Source organism: Okeania sp. SIO1H4, from assembly GCF_010672695.1.
Lineage (GTDB): Bacteria > Cyanobacteriota > Cyanobacteriia > Cyanobacteriales > Microcoleaceae > Okeania > Okeania hirsuta.
In genome coordinates this window covers 32281-52533 of sequence record NZ_JAAHGB010000016.1, presented here as the reverse complement: position 1 = coordinate 52533, position 20253 = coordinate 32281, and the positions used below count along the sequence as shown (strand labels likewise).

The following is a 20253-nucleotide window of genomic DNA, read 5'->3' as shown; positions in this document are numbered from 1 at the left end:
AAGTTATTTCGGCCTTCGTGATTATTTTTTATTTTCCACTTCTTCCGTTTCACCATCTTCATCAGTGCCTTCATAACTAATTATCTGACTCTTTTCAATGGTACTCTCAGTAGATGGCCTCAAATTATAGGCTGTGGCCTTTGGTAGTTGGCAAAACGTCAAGCCTGCGGAGGCCATTAACCCAAAAATGATAATATTCTGTTTCATAGTAGTAGATGAACCCTGTTTAGTTGTTTTAGATAGACTCGCGATGCTCTGCAACCTGTAAAAAGTGGGTTGTTGCAAAAGACCTCTTGTCTTCCGATGAACCAGTCTGCAATTATAAAAGAAGCATAGGCACGACCTGATGGATCACAAAAGCCGGAAGTGAGGTGTTAGTAGTCTTAATCACTATTTTCTCCCCAATCCTGCTATTTGGGATGTGGAGACTAAGCCATTAGGGAGTTAAACCATCAGGTAATTAGTCCATCTAGGAGTTATCCATCAGGGGCATCTACTATTTCATTTAACTATCAGGGTGTATCTCCATCTGCAGTTCTGAACTAGCTGTTTATTTTATAAATAGACAGCTTTTTTTAATTTGAGGGTTTACTGGTTTGTACAGCATTTTCTAGAGACTTCTTGCAGAAGTCAGGGAATAGGGAATAGGGAATAGGGAATAGGGAATTGTTGATTTCATATATTTAATTGATTTAATTAAAAATTTTGCAAGAGGTCTTAGGAAAGAAAGACGGAATAAGGAGGAAGGATCGAACTCAAGTCCCAAACTTTGAATCCGGTCTTTATTAAGTTTTAGAACAGATATTAGGTTCAAATCTTCTCAGCCTTAAAAAAATGTAATGCTCTTGAATTTTAATTGGGTTTAAACTTACGTTTTACATGGTTTTTATCCCTAAATTTCATACTATAAATTATTGTATTCCCAAATATTTATGTAACTGCAATGATAGGCGGTAATTAGGATATTCTTGGAGTAATTCTAGGACCAATGGTAAGGCAAGATTACGACTGTACCATTCTGGCTGGAGAAAAACTGGAATATTATTATTTGCTAGTAAAATTTTACTATAAAATTCTAACTCTTTACCAGTTTCTATTACTAATTTTATTTCTGATGCCCGCATCCACATCTGTTTTACAACTGGATATTTAGAACTAATATGTTGTTTAGGGCTAAGGGTTATCCAAGTCTGAGGTGAAATTTCTTGCCAATAGCAACCGGATGTTTCTATAGAAACTTGTCTGCCAGTAGCTTCTATTTTGTTCACTAGATTAGGTAACTGTTTATGGATAAAAGGTTCACCACCAGAAATAACAACTCTGGGAGAAAATAACTCATTAATTAACTCATCAAAAGTTCTAATTTGCCTTGGTAAATCAACTCCTCCATTGGCATAACCAGTATCACAATAATGACAGCCTACTGGGCAACCAGCAAGACGAATAAAATCTACTGGTGTACCTGTCCAATAGCCTTCTCCTTGAATAGTTTTTTGGAATGTTTCATGTATGGGAATTATTAATTTTTCTGTCATGTTTGAGTTATAAATAGGGTTTGCTGAAAAAGTCTTTAATAATAGACATATTCAATCTTATTAGTCATTTCAGTTTAGATTGAGACAAGCTTTTCTTTATAGCAATTCCCAAAGTTATGAGGTACACTCGTTTTGATTTTTTTTCTATTCCCTATTTCCTATTCCCTTTTCCCTCAAGCCTAAAATTTTGTACCTCACACTTTTTAGGAATTGCTATAAGAGAAAAAATTTCAGCAGAAAAAGTATTTCATTCTTATTTAAAATGACTATATAAGTAGAAACACTTTAAACAATGCCTGCTAAAGATATTTTTCACGATACAGTCAAACGTGCCCTTGAAAAAGAAGGATGGACTATAACTCACGATCCACTTGGTGACGTAGGAATGTTTATCGATCTAGTGCAGGATGGTGGAAATAACTGACCAGTTACAAAATCCTAAAACAATTACAAATCAATACTTTTAACTTTTGAATTTTGACTTTTGACTTTTGACTTCCGCGTAGCGGCACTAATCAATTACAGGGTTAAGTTTTTCTTTTTCAGTTGTTAGTTTCCTGGGTACAATAACGGCTAAAGCTAAAGGAACTACCTGGAAATGTGCTGGAGTATAAGTAACAATTTCCCCGTCTGTATTAATAGGACGAGGTTTGCGGGTATAAACATTAAATACAGAACCAGAGAGGAAACGAAATCCAAAATTTTCTTGATATTTTCCTTGCCATATAGAAGGCAACATACCGATAAATTGCCAACAATACTTAATTTCTAAACTGTATAAATCTAGTCTTTGGTCATCAATTGTAGCATCGTGAGCAATAGTCATGCCACCTCCATAATGTCTGCCATTTCCTACCGCAACTTGCAGAGTTTTAACTATTTTTGTTTCACCATTGCAGCGAATTTCTGCAGTAAAAGGGCGACTTTTTAAAATCATTTTACTGGCAGTAATAGCATAAGCTAATACACCCCATCGACGTTTAGCTTCCTTAGTTAAATTGTTAGTAATATCTACACTTAATCCGATACTAGCAACATTGAAAAAATATTTGCCATTAACTACGCCTAAATCTATATAACGTTTTTTACCTGTAGCGATCGCTCGACAAGCTTCAAATAAAGAATCAGGAATTCCTAAAGTTCTAGCTAGGTCGTTAGCTGTTCCTAATGGTAAAATTCCCAAGGGTAAACCTGTTTCTACTAGAGCATCTACTGCCAAGTTTAATGTGCCATCTCCACCACCAATGATTACCATATTTACCTGGTTTTTATAGTTTTGAATAAAATGGTTAAAATCCTGGGGAGATTGAGTTTCTTTGCAAATAACTTCTAAGCCAAAATCTTGTAAATAATTTAAAGCTAAATGTAAATTATTAGTGACTTTTCTAGCATGGGGATTAATTAATAAAAGAGCTTTTTTTGATTCTATTTGATTTTGATTCATAAAGGAAGTCAAAAGTTAAAAGTAAGAAAAAAAGGAAGGATTTAAGTAAGAAATCAGAAGTAGCAAATACGATAAATTTATAACCGGATTTCATATTATTGCTGAAATAGGAGATATTTATTGCATTTACTAATACCATTTCTCAAAAGTTTTGCTACATTTCCTTGGGAGTAGGGAGTAGGGAGTAAGGAGTAGGCTTTAAAAGCATAAAATATTTTGGATTAATGCTGATAATCCTTACAAATATTACTGAATTATTATTATTACTTAATAACTGAAGTCGCATTGGAAGTATAGCATTATTTTTGGGAATTGGTATACAGCAGATTTCAAACTAATGCGGTACAACTGACGGGGTAAATATTTTTTGCTTGTTCACTACCCTAATTCCCATCCTCTCTACTCCCTACTCCCTAAAAGTATCAATATATGTACCTCATAACTTCGGAAACTGCTGTAACATATTTTTGTAGAATTTTGTTATCTTTGAAAAACAATTTTCGACTGGTTATGACAAACAGTTTGATTCAACCTGAGCAAAATTTTGCTATTTGGGCAATTCTTCTCTCAGCAGCAACTATTGGTTTTTGGTCAGAACAGAAAAAGTGGGGTGCAAGTATATCTGGTGCTGTTGTAACTATGGTGGTAACATTTTTTCTGTCGAATCTAAGAATTATACCTATTGATGCTCCTGTCTATAATGTAGTTTGGTCTTTTCTGGTTCCCTTTTCTATTCCTCTGCTTTTATTTCAAGCTAATATACTACAAATTATGCATGAATGTGGGCGAGTTTTAATTGCTTATTTTTTAGGTGCTTTGGGAACAATTTTGGGAACTATACTAGCATATTATTTGATTCCTATAGGCGAGTTAGATTGGAAATTAGCTGGAGTTTTCTGTGCTACTTATATAGGTGGATCTGTGAATTTTTTTGCCACTGCTCAAATTATCGAATTAAATTTAGATTCAGGAGATTTGTTAGCTGCAGGAACAGCAGCAGATAATTTGGCTATGACTTTGTTTTTTCTACTTTTATTTGCTTTACCTTCTCTGAAATGGGTAAAACAATTTTTTCCTGGTAATAATTTGCCTCAAGATACAAGCTTCCTAGAACAAAGTAAAAGGAATTTTTCTGAGTCACTCACACAAGAATTATCGGTTCTAGATATGAGTAAAGCATTAGCTATTAGTGGAATATCAGGTGCACTAGGCATTAGTATTGCTAGTTTCTTAGGTATTCCTAAAGCAGCAATTTTATTCACTACTATTTTAGTAGTTTCTCTAGCCACAATATTTCCTAAATATTTAGGAAGATTAACAGTAGCAGACAAAATTGGTACTTTGTTAATGCAGATATTTTTTGCCGTAATTGGAGCTAGTGCTAATATCTGGAAAGTTCTAGAATTTGGACCAGCTTTATTTTTTTTCGCTGGGGTAATTTTGACCGTTCATTTACTTTTTCTGTTACTAGCTGGTAAATTATTAAACTTAGAATTGGCTGAGTTAGTTGTAGCTTCTAACGCTAATTTGGGAGGTCCTACTACTGCTGCTGCTATGGCAAAAGCGAAAAATTGGTATCAATTAGTAACTCCTGCCATTCTTTGTGGTATTTTTGGTTATGCTTTAGCTACTTTTATTGGAGTTGGTTTAGCTAATTTTTTGGGTTAAAAAATATCAGTTTCATTAATCATTAAAAAACTTTTTCTCTTTCCTATTCCTATAAGAATTTTCCAAACTCGTAGGTAAGTTCCATGGAAAGTCCCTACATTGTTGTTAATTTCCATTCCTTAATGTTAATTAGGGCTTGCTGAAAAAGTCTTCCTGCTGTTTCTAATAGTCAATAGTCAATAGTCAGTAGAAATGGTAGATAATAGGAATGTAATCGGAACAATTATTTCTCCATTTTTTCCCCTGTTATCTCCTTAACAGGACTTACTTTTTGAGCTACCAGTGGCAAAAACTGACACTTTTTTTACACAGATAATGGCTCAAATTTTTACCTTATAAGCTTTTGATATTTATGAGCGCAAGCTCTAATTACTACTATCTAGGGCTTGCTGATTAAACCTAAACGTCTTTAAAGATAAAGTTTTTAGCCTTTTTGGGTAGTGAAAAAGTACCTGGTTTTCAGCTCTTAATGCTCAAAAATTTACCATTTTAGGCAAAAGTTGGGCAAAAAAAATTACTTTCCTGCTCCTCTACTCCCCTACTCCTTAAAGAGACTTTTTCAGCAAATCCTAATTATTACTCCCTACTCCCTACTCCCTACTCCCTAAAACAATTGAAATTCATCAAATTTTACAACACTAGAATTAGGCTTTCTGGTATCAAAATAGTAACTACTAACTGTTCCTGTCTCGGTCTCAAAAATACTAAAAACTGTAATATCATTACTAGCAATATAAGGTTGAGGTTTTCCTTTTTCATCTAGCAAAGGTGCAATGGTTGGCATTATGGGTTCTAAACCATTAGGATTTCCAATTTCAGCATATTTTTCTTGATAATCTAAAGGTACATTTCGTTTTTTATCTCCTACATAAGCTCCATAACTATTACCTACATTTGATGTTTCTAGAAAGTGCATTCCACTCAGACTAATAAAGCGATTCCAAAGATGAGAATGCCCATAGAATACTAACTGTACACCAGCAGTTTCTAACAAAGGTAAAACATCTCGAATAATATAGTCATTTTGTTGGGGATATTCATAACGAATCATTGTAATATTGCCATTTTTATCTCGGTCAATATATTGTATGGGATTAGTATAAGCAGGAGAAATATTTTCACCAAGAGAATGGGGTGGATGGTGAAACATTACCACTTTATATTTAGCTTGTTTAAATTCCTCACTTGCCAACTCTTTTTCTAACCAATTATATTGCTCGCTACCTCGATCAATAGGTTCAAAAATATGCTGACCATAACCCCATTCTGCCGGATTATCAAAATCTTTTTTTCGTTCCCGATATTTGCCTCTCGCATTATCATCTAAACGGGGAACTCTCCAGATATTCGTAATATATAAAACTACTAAACGTACATCGCCAAAAGTTACAGCATAGTAATTTTTTTTCTCTGAACCATTTTGAGGTAGGGTAAAAATTTCTTGGTAAGTGTCAGTATTAAAAGAATTATTTTTTAACCAATTTATATCAGGATTGATATTTGTAGAATTTTGCCGATCTAAATATTTTGCAGCATCCCGTGGGTAGGGTTGACTAAATTGGTAATTCAAAGAAGTTTTCATGGAAAATATACCCATAACTTCATGGTTACCAATTGTTGGGAATAGAGGCATATTTTGAATTAACTCCCCACCTTTATAAATAGTTTTTGTACCATTTTTTTCTAATTGATAATTAGCTCTACCTTGGAGATTGGGAAAAAAAGCATTTCCTCGATTATCATCAAACCATTCTGAAGCACGGTCAGGAATATTCACTAAATCTCCAGCAAAAAAAATAGCGTCTAATTTATCAAAAGTTTCTGTTACCTTTTGTAGATTTGCAGAAGTCATTGGTTTTAATTGATGGTCGGAAGTGAGGAGAATTTTTAAAGGTCTACCAGGGATTGGTTTAGCAGCTAAAGTAAAAATTTTGCTCCTCATATTTTCCCCATTTTCCTTTTCGCTAATAATTCGATATGGTACAGAAATATTAGGTGTTAAACCAATAACTTTTGCCTCGTGTCGCCAGATATCTCGCATAATAGGTTGTTGATAAATTAAACCTTTTTCTGTTTGTTTTCCTACGCGAGAATCTTGGTCTTCACGAGTACGACTAAGTTTAGTAGTATTTGCCTCAACAACTAGATTCAAATTTTCACCATAAACTACAAAATGACCTTTGCCAGGAAATTCAGTAAACCAAACAACTTGTACAGAATTTTCTGTCGGAGCTTGGAGAAATGGATCTGTTAAAAATTGGGCTGGAGATTCGAGAGAATACATAATTATAAATATGAAAATAATCACAATAATTAAAATACCAAAAATCCAGGGATTACGATAAGAATCTCTGGGATTGTCAAATATTTCTGGAGGAGGATAGAACATAGAAATAATTAGACCAATTTGAAAAAAGAATACTACAAGAAAGTGCATCTTGATTATAGATGTTTAAAATGAGTATAAGCATTCAGCGCTCAGCGGTCAGCTATCAGCTATGAGTTATTAAGTCATTATTTAGGGTGCATCTCAATTTTGAATAAAGCCAAAAATTTATCGCTAGCTTCAATTAAAAGAAAGACGATGTATTTCAGTTTCTTTCCTACTCCCCTACTTCCCCACTCCCGTTTTTCTAAATCCTAATCTCGATCACAACACCATCACACCTTTAATATAATCCGACAATTTGTGGTCATGGATAAACGTGTGGTATAGTTTCCAGGGAGTGGTAACGATGTGTAATCAATGATGACACATCTATCTGTTTTTCTTCCAGCGCTCGGAGTGCTTGAGAGTAGGTTAATGAGCGTCCCTGATCGTTGAATTTTCCAGAACCTCCCGTCGCACAAACCAATGTTGTCTCTATAAATTGTAAGTTGTTTAACACGCTCAAATCTACTCCCCCATGTCCATAACCGTACATCAGAAACGTTGCTTGTTTGCGAATCAAACTAGGAATAGATTTAAAAATTAAACCATTTCCGCAAGCATCAATTACATACTCTACTAAACGTCCATTAGTCTTTTCTCTCACTGCCTCTACAATATTTACCTCTTGGGGATCTATGACATCTGCACCAAAACTTTTAACTAACTCACGCTTTCGAGCATTTGGTTCGCTGACCAGAATTAAACCCTCATATCCCAGGATATTGCGTAGGTACTGAGTAAATAAAAGTCCTCCAGGACCAGCTCCCAAAATCAGAATTGATTGCACGCGACGCTCTAACTCCTCAGCACCAATTTTATAGCGGGTGCGGGTTTTTGCCACTACATCTGATGAATGAATCATACAACCAAGGGGTTCTGTGAGGACAGCGTGGACGCTTTCCAAATCAGAATTTATTTTAATGGCATTCACAGCAGGAACTGTCAAATATTCAGCGAAAGCTCCTGGTAAACCAGTAATGCCATATTCCTGATAAATTTCACATTGGTGGGAATCTCCAGTAAGACAATATTCGCATAGAGATTTTCCCTTTTTACTCAAACAATTTAAACCCTGGTCTAGAACCACGCGATCGCCTACAGACAAATCTTGAACCTCCACACCTACTTCTTCTACCACACCCACAATTTCGTGACCTAGAATTTGGGGTTGTTGGAGTAGGGGGATAGGTTGACCATATTTATCCTTATTAAAATTGCTTTCCCCAGAAAAAATGTGAAAGTCCGAACCACATACACCAACTGCTGATGAGCGTAACAGAATTTCATGAGAACCAACTTGAGGTTTCGGAACTTCACGGACTTCAAACTTGCCAAGATCCCACAGAACGAGCGCTTGCATTGTCGCAGTTTTGTTTATTAGATTGTTCATAATGTTTTGCTCCGTCAAACTAATACAATTTTTCGGCGTTGGTGATTTGAGGTATAATATCATGTCCGGGTCAGAGTGTGATAGAACTCCGTTCCGCGCTCCGCGTTTTCAGTCCTGAATGGTACCTTGACCTGTCGCGTAACGTTAACGTGCGTTTTACGCCAGCTAAACAAAAAACTTTCTCCTTCTATTCCTCTTTCTTCTTCTTTCTTCCCTCCTGACTCCTGACTCCTGACTCCTGACTCCTGAGTAATTAAGATTAATATCATACACGCGCTTCACCAACGCCAATTTTTCTTAATGTTCTGAAATTAAAGTTATCACACCAAATTAAATATAAAAAGATACACTTTAATCAATCCGGTTTACAACTTTTAATGGAAGAATTTAAATTAATACAGTTTATATTTTAATAGTCTAATTCTCAAATCAATATGCTAATAGTCCAAAAATACGGTGGTACATCAGTCGGGTCTGTGGAAAGAATTAAAGCAGTGGCCCAACGTATTGCTAAAACAGCCAGCGATCGCTCGGTAGTAGTAGTCGTTTCAGCAATGGGAAAAACCACAGACGGTTTAGTTAAACTAGCAAACGAAATCTCTTCCAACCCCTGTCGTCGAGAAATGGATATGCTACTATCCACAGGGGAACAAGTTACCATCGCTCTGATGAGCATGGCCTTGAAAGAGTTGGGAGTGCCAGCTATTTCTCTTACCGGAGCGCAGGTAGGAATAGTCACAGAAGCTGAACATTCCCGCGCTCGTATTTTACATATTCAAACCGAACGCATAGAAGAACATCTCCAAATGGGAGAAGTTGTAGTCGTTGCAGGTTTTCAAGGTATTAGTCAGACTCGCCACCAGGAAATCACAACATTAGGTAGAGGCGGTTCGGATACTTCTGCAGTTGCATTGGCAGCAGCACTCCAAGCAGAAAGGTGCGAAATATATACAGACGTACCTGGAATCTTAACAACCGACCCCCGCATAGTACCCGAAGCACAGTTAATGTCAGACATTACCTGTGATGAAATGTTGGAGTTGGCAAGTTTAGGGGCAAAAGTGCTGCATCCCAGGGCAGTTGAAATTGCTAGAAATTATGGAATGCCATTAGTAGTTTTATCTAGTTGGAGCGATGCTCCTGGTACTCGTGTAGTTTCCCCAATACCCCAACATCGTGCTTTGCAAGATTTGGAGTTGACAAAATCTGTAGATGCTGTGGAATATGACATTAACCAAGGAGGAGTTTCTCTGTTGCACGTTCCCGATCGCCCTGGTGTGGCAGCTAAATTATTTGCTGGTATTGCCGTACAAAATATAGATGTAGATTTGATTATTCAGTCTATTCACGAAAGTAATACTAATGATATTGCCTTCACTGTCGGGAAAGATACCTTGAAACAAGCGGCAGCGGTAGCGGATGCTATACTACCTGCTTTAGGTAAGAATTCTGACCCCACTTTGGGCGAACCGGAAGTCAAAACACAAGAGCGACCTATTGCTAAAGTCAGTCTTGTGGGTGCGGGAATGATCGGACGACCACAAGTAGCAGCAAAAATGTTTGAGACTTTGGCAGCAGCAGGAGTAAATATATTAATGATTTCTACTTCGGAAGTTAAGGTCAGTTGTGTGGTTGATGCAGAAGACTGTGAAAAGGCAGTTCATTCTTTGTGTCAAGCATTTGATGTGGATGTTGCAGATATTTCTAGTAACTCTGCTGCTTCTGAGTCGGAAGAAGTTTCCTCACCAGTGCGAGCAGTTGCTTTAGACATAAAGCAAGCAAGACTAGCGGTGCGTTACATTCCAGATACCCCAGGTATTGCAGCTAAAATATTTGGTTTGTTGGCGCAGAATAATATTAGTGTGGATATGATTATTCAGTCACAACGTTGTCATAGTGTGGATGGGGTTTTGACTCGTGATATTGCTTTTACTGTTTCCCAACCAGAGGGAGAAACTGCATATCAAATTTTGGCAAATGCAGCATTAGAGTTTGGTTGGGGAGAAGTGGTGTTGGAGAGTGCTATTTCTAAAGTGAGTGTAGTCGGTTCTGGAATGATTGCCCATCCAGGGGTAGCAGCACAAATGTTTGAGGCGTTGGCAGCAAGTCAAATCAACATTTTGATGATTGCTACTTCGGAAATTAAAATTAGTTGTGTGGTAGAAGAGGAGGATGGTGTAAAAGCGTTGCAAGCTATTCATAAAGCTTTTGGTTTATCTGGTAGTGAGGTTGTTAAAGTTCCAGCATATTGAAGAAGGAGTCAGAAGTCAGGAGTCAGAAGTCAGGAGGAAAAAAGAAGGAAGAGAAGAAGAAAGTTTTTTATTACTATTATTACTAATTAGGCGGACTGGATATAAGTTATTATCCGAAAATAATGGAAAAAATGGTCAGCATTTAGCTGATAGCTGACTGCTGATAGCTGAATGCTTACATTTAGACTAAGTTAAAGACTTGAGCATCCCTTATGAAACGACTAATTTCTATAATTATCAGTTTACTTATTCTGACAGCTATCTATTGGAAAATTGATTTTACTGGACTGATAAAAGTATTCCAAAATTCTCACCCTGTATGGATGGTAATCAGTGTTAGTATGATAGCGCCATTGACAATGTTAACTGCTTGGCGGTTACAACAATTAATGCCAAAAAGAGGGAGTAAATCATCATCTTATCTAAATTTTAGAGAAGCAAATCAATTAATTTTAGCTGCCAGTGTATTAAATATGATATTACCCTCAAAAATGGGAGATATTGTCAAAGCTTATTTTATGAAACAAAGAGGACATTTAGAGGGAAGTTTATCTCTTTCTCTAGTGATATTTGAAAAGGCTTGTGATTTAGTTTCTTTGTTAATATGGTGTGCTTTTGGATTGATTGTTTATCCAGAAAAAGATTTATTATTTTGGGTAATGACTGCCGGAGTCACTTTAGGATTAATTATTGGATTATTATTATTATCTTCTCGCAAATTTACCAATATATTTTTTCAAATAGCACGAAAAATTGCTCCGAAAAAAATAGATTCAAAGATTGATAGTTTAGAGCATTCTTGGATAGAAATGCACAGATATTTTTGGCACGACAAAGCACAATTAACCAAAATTGCTACTACTTCAATATTTATCTGGTTCGGGCATTTATTACAAATTTGGTTTTTTACTCTAGCGTTAAATGTTTCGGTTCCACTTTTGGCAAGTTTAGCATTATCTCCCTTAGCAATTTTGGCTGGATTATTACCTTTAACTTTTGCTGGAGTTGGTACTCGTGATGCTGCTTTTATTCTGTTTTATCAACCTTATTTTTCTACAGAAGTTGGAGCAGCTTTAGGATTACTTTGTACATCCCGTTATGTATTACCAGCAATTGCTGGTTTACCATTTTTCGGACAATATTTAATGGCTATGGAAAAAATGCAGAATATTAGAAAATCTCAGTAAGCATTTAGCTGTCAGCAATCAGCAATCAGCCATCAGCCATTGCTTTTTTTTAGTTCTAGATAAAAGCTTGACTAATACCAATTTGATAAATGTTTTGTACATTTTATTGAGCGGGGGAGTAGGGGAGTGAGGGAGTAGGGGAGAGGTAAAAATAAGAATAATTAACAATAAATGGCTAATAATTATCGAAAAAAAATTCAGCTTGTGTTAATTACTTAATAATTGAAATGTCACTTAAATATAGCATTCTTTTTTCAAATTGGTATAATAGTTTCAAATTTTAAATGTTAAAGCGCTTCCCGTTGTTATGAGGTACACCTGTCGCGGGCAAGATGCCCGCACTACAATGATTTTACTATTCAAGCTTGTACCTCATTTGCCCGAAATATGCTGTAAATAATTTCGGTAAATTACTGTAAAATTAAAGTTCTGTAGCTCTATAAAATCTTACTTTTAACTTTTAACTTTTAACTTTTGAATTGACTATGTCACAAATAATTTTCAACTTTAAATGTTCAATAATTTCGGTAAATTACTGTAAAATTAAAGTTTTGTAGCTCTATAAAATCTTACTTTTGACTTTTGACTTTTGAATTAACATGGAAATTATTAGGGATAAAAAGTTTGGTTTACCAGATTTTAAGTTTTTCCTTGAAAATCAAATACTGCCATATTTAATTATTGCTTTTGGGGTAGCTTTAAGGTTAGTTCAATATTTATCTAATCGTTCTCTTTGGGCGGATGAAGCGGTTTTGGCTTTGAATATTGTCAATCGTTCTTATTTGGAATTATTCCAACCTTTGGATTATGACCAAGGTGCCCCAATTGGTTTTTTGATGGTAGAAAAATTGGCAGTTAAGATATTAGGGAATAACGAGTATGCTCTACGATTATTTCCTTTTATTTGTGGCGTAGGTTCGTTGTTTGTATTTTATGAATTAGCAAAAAAGTTGATTCCTAAATCTGCTATTCCTATCGGTTTAATTTTGTTTGCCAGTTTGGAATACTTAGTCTACTATTCCGCAGAAGTAAAACAATATTCTAGTGATGTAGCGATCGCTCTCCTTTTATATCTATTATTACTACCTTTGGTTAAGGCAAAATTGAACTTTGGTCAAATAATTAAATTTGGTTTGCTCGGAGCGATCGCTATTTGGTTTTCTCATCCTTCTATCTTGATTTTGGCAAGTATTGGGGGTAGTGCTTTACTAATTAATTTATGGCAGAAAAACTTTAGTCAAACCAAACAGTTATTAGTAATTTACTCAGGTTGGTTATTAAGTTTTATCATTTTCTATTTTGTATCTCTGATAAATTTAACTGGCAACGAAACTCTCACAACTTCTTGGGGGGATGGTTTTCCTAATTCCCCATTTGATATTGTTTGGATGTTAGATACTTTTGGCAAATTTTTCTATAAACCTTTGGGTTTTACTAAATGGATGGATGGATTAGCTATTATCCTTTTTTTAGTAGGTTGTATTTCTTGTTGGTTGAGCAGAAAAGAAATTTTGTTGTTGTTACTTTCTCCATTATTCGTAACTTTTTTAGCATCCTTTTTACACCAATACCCATTTCGGAGTCGTCTAGTTTTATTTCTCACACCATTCGTAATTTTTCTCATTGCAGCAGGTGGAGGTTATATTCTGAGTAAACCTAAATCTCGACCGATAAAAATTATTGGGATTTTATTGGTTATCTTATTGTTATATAAACCCTTATCAAAAGCTATTGATTTGATAGAAGACCCGAGAACTTATTCAGAAATTAAACCTGTGCTGAATTATATTCAAAAACATCAGCAACCAGGAGACATTTTATATATTTATCAACGAGGTATATATCAGTTTCAGTATTATGCAGAAAAATATGGTTATCAAGAGGGAGATTATATTATTGGTGTGGATGACTTAGATAAATATGACGGTCAAGAATTATCAATTGCTGAAATGACAAGATATGAAAAAGACTTAGATAAACTGCGGGGGAATAAAAGAGTTTGGTTATTATTTTCTCATACTCATATTCCCGCAGAAAGGAAATTTTTAAATTATTATCTGGATGAAATTGGTCTGAGAATGGATACCTTTGAAAAACCAGGGTCTTATGTATATCTATATGATATGAGTTATAGCAGGGAACAGTAGGAAAAGCATTTCTTTATCTAAGGTTCATCATCCGCATAAGTCCTAACCAACTCCTTGCTTGCTATAACAAAGAAACAATACAGTTTTGTTTGAATTATTTGTATGAAGTAAAATTCTAAAAAACCCTAGAAAGTGTGGGGTAGAAAATTTATTTCTAGGGGGATATATCTTAAATTTCAGGTAACTCCCTTTATAACTCACAAATTTTCAAGGTGTTGGTGAATTTAGCTATGATTTTTGTGCTTAAGGAATAGGTAGAGATTTTGCATGCAACGTCCCTACAGATTATTTCGTTTATTAGTTATTCGGGAGCAAGTAATGAAAGGGGTATTCATAATTCTGATGTTGATTACGGTTAGTCCAAATATCTTAATTATGATGTAGATTTACTAACGCCTTTTCAACCCTTTCTTACTTTTGAACTTTCAGCACAAAGTTGAAGCTATTCATTTACAATATAACAGTCACCTTGAACAGGAGGTACTTGAATTACAAGAATTTCTAAGGGAGTATGACCTTCAATTGCCTGATGTTTTACCCCAGGTTTTATTGTAATCACATCACCTTTTTTAATAGGTTGTATATTATCGTCAAGAGATATATGTCCTGTTCCTTCAAGTACATAATAATATTCCGTAGTCTTCTTATGATAATGCTTTTCTGCTTTATCTACAACAAGATATTCAAGTTGAGCTAGTCCTTCTAATACAAGTTTTCTAAGAGCGCCACAGTATCCTCTGACTAGGGGAATGCTATCACTAGAAAGTATCATTTAATTTAAAACCTCCATTTTTTTGACTGGTTACTTTCATTTTTTTTACTAATCCATTACCTACACGCACACATCCAAATAAATCTGACTTTCTATCTAAAAGATGAGAAAATTGATGAGTCCTAGTTAGTATTTGCATATTTTTCAAAGCTTTTCAAGGTAGCTCTATTTTTCCTATTACTTATTTACGTTTTTACGTTTGTGGGCCATCGGTATCTATCGCTTAATTTTTAAGAGAAATAATTTTGAGTCTTGTCTACATAGATACTTTTGAAAAGTTTGGATCTTATGTATCTTTGTATATTATGAGTTAGCAAATAAACAATGCATTTGTGACAGTTTGCTATTCCCTGTTCCCTGTTCCCTATTCCCTAGTGCGTAGCGCTATAGATAAGCAATTACCATAAATCAATATAACATAGTAAAAATAAGGTTGAAGCAGGCTGTAAGCAAGGCACGCTTTGAATCTACACCGTTACTACAAAATCATGTATATCCAAAAGCTTAAACAAATTTTAATCCCATCAAATACCCCAAAAACAAATCAGAAAATGTTCTGGCTAATTCTCAGCTTAACCTTCGCAGCAATATATAGTTTACTAGCACTTAAACAAGCATTTAGGGGAGAATATATTGTGCAAGATGATGCAAGACAGCACGTTTTTTGGATGCGTCGTTTTTTCGACCCAGAATTATTTCCTAATGATTTAATTGCTGATTATTTTCAGTCTGTTGCACCATGGGGTTATAAAATTTTCTATTGGCTATTTTTCCAAGTAGGAATAGACCCAATGTTCCTGAATAAATTATTACCATTACCTTTAAGTGTAATAACTGCTGCCTACTGTTTTGGAATTTGTTTTCAGATATTACCCATACCTTTTGCTGGTTTTATTGCCTCAGTATTATTAAGTCAAAATATCTGGCTTCAAGATGACATAGCTTCTGGCACACCTAGAGCTTTTTTATGTCCTTTATTTATGGCAGTTTTATACTATTTATTGCGAAAATCATTAGTTCCATTTTTAGTAGCGATCGCTCTGTTGGGATTATTTTATCCTCAATACGTTATCCTGACTGCTTTGATTTTAATTATCAGACTTTTAGACTGGGAAAAAGGGAAGTGTTGTTTGAGCAAAAATCCACAAGATTATCTATTTAGTGGGGTAGGTTTAGGATTAAGTTTGTTGGTGATTTTCTTTTATGCTTTAAATTCTAGTAATTATGAACCTGTAATTACAGCATTTCAAGCAAAAGTTTTGCCAGAATTTGGCCAAGCTGGTAGAGGTCCTTTTTTCTTACAAAATTTTTGGGATTTTTTCATCTTCGGCAGTCGTAGTGGCATTTTACCTCAACAATTATTTCTGCCTCGCATATTAATACTTGGATTATTTTTGCCAATACTTTTTCAGAAGGAAGAAGGAAGAAGGAAGAAGGAAGAAGGCAGAAGGCAGGAGGCAGAAGGCAGAAGGCAGAAGGAAGAAGAAGAAATTTATAACTTTGATGGGGCAAAAAATTTTCTCAGAAGACTACCTTTAATTCAAAAAATAACACCGAATATTAAATTGTTAGTTCAGATTTTTTTTGCTGGTGTAGTTTTATTCGTGGCAGCTCATCTTTTATTATTCAAGTTACATTTACCAAGTCGTTACACAAATTATAGTTTTCGGATAATTTTAGCTATAGCAACTGCCGTTGTTTTGTGCATAATTTTAGATGCCGTATTTCAGTGGCTAATTCAACAGCCATCTGACAAAATTAGAAGATTTTCAGGATTAATTTTTATTGGATTTTTAGGGATTTTACTTATTGGTAATTTTAGCTTGTGGAAAAATCTTTCTCACCTTAATTATCGAAGAGGTAAATCTCCAGAAATTTATGAATTTTTTGCTCAACAACCAAAAGATATTCTCGTTGCTTCTCTTTCAGAAGAGGTGGATTATATTCCTACATTTTCTCAACGTTCGGTATTGTTTGCCTGGGAATATGCCATTCCTTATCATCTCGGTTATTACAATCAAATTAAACAACGAGCTACAGAATTTATTTTTGCTCAGTATCATTCAGATATTCAATTGATTCAGAATTTTATCAATACTTATGAAATAGATTTTTTAATCTTAGACCGTCAAGTATTTATGCCAGAATATGTTCTGAAGAATCGTTGGTTGAGACAGTGGTATCATCAAATGGGAAATCAGATTGAAATTAACCTCCAAAATGGAACTATCCCTGCCATAGTTGGCACTATAGATAAATGTTCGGTTTTAGAAACAGAAAAATTATGGGTTTTGGAAAGTAAATGTATTTTGCTTGAATAAGCAATAAGAAAAAATACTGAAATTAGCAACCTCTTTTTTCTATATTTAATTTATCGTTATCGAGATTACAGTTTTGCCATTCTTTTGTTAAATTTAAACTTGCTTTTAGCTAACTTATATCTGATTTTTCATCCTCATGATAAGGGTAGGAGATTTCTCTTTGAATTCTCCGGATGCTAGATTTCCTTTCTCCATAACCTAAAACATAAGTACCAATAAATAATATAGGCGAAATAACAAATATAATTCCCCAAAAAACTATAAACCAGTTAGGATGCTGTAGCATTTCAAGCGACATTTGTTCTGGGTTATTCAAAAAATTATTAATCCGGTCTACTTTTTGAGTAGCTACTAATTCACTTGAAGCAGAAAAAGCTTCTTGTATTGGAATTTCATCATATTCAGTCAAAAGAAATATTCCATATCCACTCTTTCGTTTATGACCCATTCGCTTTTTTTTAGTACCTTGAAGCTGTCCTGGAATAATTACAGTAATACGTTTTCCACGCAAGCCAAAATAAGTAACTTCACAGGTTACTTTTTGGTTTAACTGGAGGCGTTTACATTTTAGGGTTGTCAGTTCAGAACCAAATAACAAATATAATCCTAATACAAAGGCAAAAATAAAACCTATAGGTTCAGGAAGATTAATTTTTTTTGACATGGCTTATCATCAGATAAATATTTAGTAGACTTCTTGAAAATTATACAAAAATTTATCGCTTGATCGGCTATATAGTTCTATGTTTTTGGGCAACAGAGATTAAGATTAACTTCTAAATAAATTTACAATATGGTGTTATACCATTTTGATAAATGTTTGTTACAAATGCTAGAAGCAAGAAAGAAGGAAGAGGGAAGAAGGAAGAAGGAAGAAGGAGGAAATATCGAAAAAAAAGGGGGGAAAAATAGATATAAATATCTAAAATTAATTGGAACGGCTATTTTTAAGCATGCGCGGTCGATATCTACCTTTTTGTAGCATTATTTTTTCAAATTGGTATTATTTCAGTTATTAGTTGTAAATTTTCTAGTATTATCTTTTCTAGATGAATTCTATCTGGATTTAATACCTTATATCTACACAGTGTCTATAATTAGTTAGGGTTAATCCCATGAAGTAGTAACTTTTCAGTATCCCCATCCACTTTTTACTTCTTCCTTCTTTAAGGTAATGAAATGGTGAAAATTAGCACATTGAAAAATCAAATCCTCAATCCCATAGCTCAAATTTTTATCTTAGGCTTAATTTTCGGAATTTCCTATACTCAAGACCCTCTATATACCTCAAATCAACATACTAAATTTTTACAAGGATTAGCTAAAGCTGGTTCTGGTTATTTAAACAAAGATTGGTTAGCTAATACACTCGACCCTTTACCCGCTTTTACTTTTTTAGTTCAAATTACTTATACTTACCTCCACGAAAACTTTTTCTACTTCTATTACATCCTAATTTTTGGCATCTACATTTACAGTATACTTGGCATTGCTTCTATAATTTTCAAAATTAATACTTCCCGACTGAAACTACTCATTTATTTTCTCCTCCTCCTGACTATCCACTGTCTACAAATCAGAATATTTGACTTTAAAACTCATGTACATCTCCACTATGGTTTAGCCGAACAATATATTCTCGGTGACTATTTTCAACCCTGTACATTTGGGGTGTTAATTATCTTTTCTATCTATGCCTTTCTCAGAAAAAAACCTTTTTTAGCAGTCTTAGCTTTAGGAATAGCTGCAACCTTTCATCCCACATATCTCCCTAGTGCAGCTTTACTAACTTTAGCTTATCTTATTCTCACTTATAAAAATGAAAATAATCTCAAAAAATCATTATTAATAGGTGTTGTTTCATTTATCTTTGTATTACCAGTAGTCAGTTATATGACTATTACCTTTCAACCCACATCTCCCGAACTTTTTCAAATATCTGAAAGTTTACTTGTCAATAGAATTCCTCATCATTCCTTCCCTGATATTTGGTTAACTGAACCTGCCGCTCCAATTCAGATTTTAGTAGTAGCGATCGCTCTCTATCTTCTCCGCAAAACTAGACTATTTTTGATCTTTTTTTTTCCCTTTGCCACAGCAACTATTCTGACAATAATTCAAATAATTTCTGTCAGTAATACTTTGGCATTTCTTACTCCTTGGCGAGTATCCGCTTTTTTAGTTCCGATTTCTAGTTGTATGATAATTGCCTATATTGTGGCGGTTATTTTTGATAGATATTATCCTCAAATTATGAAATACAAAAAACAACTTGAAATTGGCAGTTTAGTAGGAATATATCTTTTCATCTTGTCAGGAGCAGGAATACAACTAGAAAAGCTAAGTATTAATCAAAAAGATACGCCAATTATTATGGAATATGTCAAAGAAAATAAACAGGTGGGAGATATATATTTAATTCCTTACGCTTCTGGGAAATTTGTTGACTTTAGAATTGCTACAGGTGCGCCAATTTTAATTAATCTTAAATCTCATCCCTACAAAGATACAGAAGTTATTGAATGGCACAATAGATTATTAATGGCACAGCAATTTTATGATAATTCTGCCATAGCTAAATGTCAGGCTTTGCAAAATTTAATTGATAAATATCAGATAACTCATATAATTATTGAAAATGATGATTCTATTCAATGTTCAGGAGTAGAAAGAACTTATATCGATAATTTATATAAGATGTATAAAATTATTGAAAAATAGCTACTATTGAAAAATTTTGCTTCCCTTCTTCCTTTATATAAACAGTTACCATTGACAAAATAGTCCCTGTTTGATAAAGTTCAAAAAAATTACTAAAAAAAAATGCTGAAAAATCTCTAATTAATCTAGAGAAAGCAAAAAAATAATTACAGCAGACTAGGTTCTTTATTAGGAGTCAGAAGTCAGTTAGGTTTAAATTCCTAATGAAATTGAACGTAAAATCTACCATATATCACCGAAAAATTTGAGTCTGAAGCTTCTTCTTTTAAGAGGATAAAAAGCGGTTAATCTTTGCAGGTTTCCGTAGGGTGGAATGGCGAGGTCTCGGAGCCATACCTATGAGACAAAGAGAAAAAGAAGATTCCATATTTTCTTGCCTCCTTAT

General features: G+C 34.3%; 17 protein-coding genes. 9 read left to right on the top strand and 8 right to left on the bottom strand.

Features of this window, described 5'->3' with window-relative positions:
* Positions 1–21: 21 nt before the first annotated feature.
* Together F6K06_RS14130 and F6K06_RS14125 are read right to left on the bottom strand one after the other, a co-directional pair.
* Entirely contained in the window at positions 22–207 is a 186-nt protein-coding gene (locus F6K06_RS14130) for a hypothetical protein (protein ID WP_124145631.1), read from the bottom strand.
* Positions 208–911: 704 nt separating this feature from the next.
* A complete protein-coding gene (locus F6K06_RS14125; RefSeq protein ID WP_124145632.1) occupies positions 912–1535 on the bottom strand; it encodes a 7-carboxy-7-deazaguanine synthase QueE in 624 nt (207 codons plus the stop codon).
* 292 nt (positions 1536–1827) lie between these two features.
* On the opposite strand from F6K06_RS14125, the gene F6K06_RS14120 reads away from it, so the two are divergent.
* Entirely contained in the window at positions 1828–1959 is a 132-nt protein-coding gene (locus F6K06_RS14120) for an element excision factor XisH family protein (RefSeq protein ID WP_205127413.1), read from the top strand.
* 87 nt (positions 1960–2046) lie between these two features.
* Here F6K06_RS14120 and F6K06_RS14115 read toward each other — a convergent pair whose 3' ends face one another.
* Positions 2047–2979 (bottom strand): lipid kinase, encoded by a 933-nt coding sequence (locus F6K06_RS14115; RefSeq protein ID WP_124154575.1) that lies wholly within the window; start codon positions 2977–2979, stop codon positions 2047–2049.
* A 510-nt stretch (positions 2980–3489) separates the two neighbouring features.
* Here F6K06_RS14115 and F6K06_RS14110 point away from each other — a divergent pair.
* Positions 3490–4647: a DUF819 domain-containing protein gene (locus F6K06_RS14110; RefSeq protein WP_287308844.1), complete on the top strand. Its 1158-nt coding sequence runs from the start codon at positions 3490–3492 to the stop codon at positions 4645–4647.
* Between the two features lie 604 nt (positions 4648–5251).
* Here the strand turns inward: F6K06_RS14110 and F6K06_RS14105 are convergent.
* From F6K06_RS14105 to F6K06_RS14095, 3 genes are all read right to left on the bottom strand, one after another.
* On the bottom strand, positions 5252–7036 hold the full coding sequence (locus tag F6K06_RS14105) for a metallophosphoesterase (RefSeq protein WP_287242079.1): 1785 nt from the start codon (positions 7034–7036) through the stop codon (positions 5252–5254).
* Between the two features lie 304 nt (positions 7037–7340).
* Positions 7341–8468 carry a zinc-binding dehydrogenase gene (locus F6K06_RS14100; protein ID WP_287242076.1) on the bottom strand — a complete coding sequence of 376 codons (1128 nt, stop codon included), beginning with the start codon at positions 8466–8468 and terminating at the stop codon, positions 7341–7343.
* A 59-nt stretch (positions 8469–8527) separates the two neighbouring features.
* Positions 8528–8737, bottom strand: coding sequence for a hypothetical protein (locus tag F6K06_RS14095; protein ID WP_124145638.1), 210 nt, complete (start codon positions 8735–8737; stop codon positions 8528–8530).
* 165 nt (positions 8738–8902) lie between these two features.
* Between F6K06_RS14095 and F6K06_RS14090 the strand changes: the two genes are divergently transcribed.
* From F6K06_RS14090 to F6K06_RS14075, 4 genes are all read left to right on the top strand, one after another.
* Positions 8903–10720, top strand: a complete 1818-nt coding sequence (locus F6K06_RS14090) for an aspartate kinase (protein WP_124145639.1) — start codon at positions 8903–8905, stop codon at positions 10718–10720.
* Complete coding sequence (locus F6K06_RS14085; RefSeq protein WP_287242073.1) at positions 10698–10877, top strand: hypothetical protein; 180 nt, start codon at positions 10698–10700, stop codon at positions 10875–10877. The genes F6K06_RS14090 and F6K06_RS14085 overlap by 23 nt, the downstream gene beginning before the upstream one ends.
* 55 nt (positions 10878–10932) lie before the next feature.
* Positions 10933–11907: a lysylphosphatidylglycerol synthase transmembrane domain-containing protein gene (locus F6K06_RS14080; protein WP_124145640.1), complete on the top strand. Its 975-nt coding sequence runs from the start codon at positions 10933–10935 to the stop codon at positions 11905–11907.
* A 599-nt stretch (positions 11908–12506) separates the two neighbouring features.
* Positions 12507–14054 carry a glycosyltransferase family 39 protein gene (locus F6K06_RS14075; protein ID WP_124145641.1) on the top strand — a complete coding sequence of 516 codons (1548 nt, stop codon included), beginning with the start codon at positions 12507–12509 and terminating at the stop codon, positions 14052–14054.
* Positions 14055–14496: 442 nt separating this feature from the next.
* Here the strand turns inward: F6K06_RS14075 and F6K06_RS14070 are convergent, their stop codons facing one another.
* Positions 14497–14826, bottom strand: coding sequence for a cupin domain-containing protein (locus F6K06_RS14070; RefSeq protein WP_124154577.1), 330 nt, complete (start codon positions 14824–14826; stop codon positions 14497–14499).
* Positions 14827–15377: 551 nt separating this feature from the next.
* Here F6K06_RS14070 and F6K06_RS14065 point away from each other — a divergent pair.
* Positions 15378–17147, top strand: a complete 1770-nt coding sequence (locus F6K06_RS14065) for a hypothetical protein (protein ID WP_287242069.1) — start codon at positions 15378–15380, stop codon at positions 17145–17147.
* 109 nt (positions 17148–17256) lie between these two features.
* Here F6K06_RS14065 and F6K06_RS14060 read toward each other — a convergent pair whose 3' ends face one another.
* Positions 17257–17811 (bottom strand): hypothetical protein, encoded by a 555-nt coding sequence (locus tag F6K06_RS14060; protein WP_287242067.1) that lies wholly within the window; start codon positions 17809–17811, stop codon positions 17257–17259.
* Positions 17812–17940: 129 nt separating this feature from the next.
* Here F6K06_RS14060 and F6K06_RS14055 point away from each other — a divergent pair, with 129 nt between their 5' ends.
* Positions 17941–18129: a hypothetical protein gene (locus F6K06_RS14055; RefSeq protein ID WP_124154578.1), complete on the top strand. Its 189-nt coding sequence runs from the start codon at positions 17941–17943 to the stop codon at positions 18127–18129.
* 197 nt (positions 18130–18326) lie between these two features.
* Positions 18327–19868, top strand: coding sequence for a DUF6798 domain-containing protein (locus F6K06_RS14050; protein ID WP_287242065.1), 1542 nt, complete (start codon positions 18327–18329; stop codon positions 19866–19868).
* Positions 19869–20253: the final 385 nt, after the last annotated feature.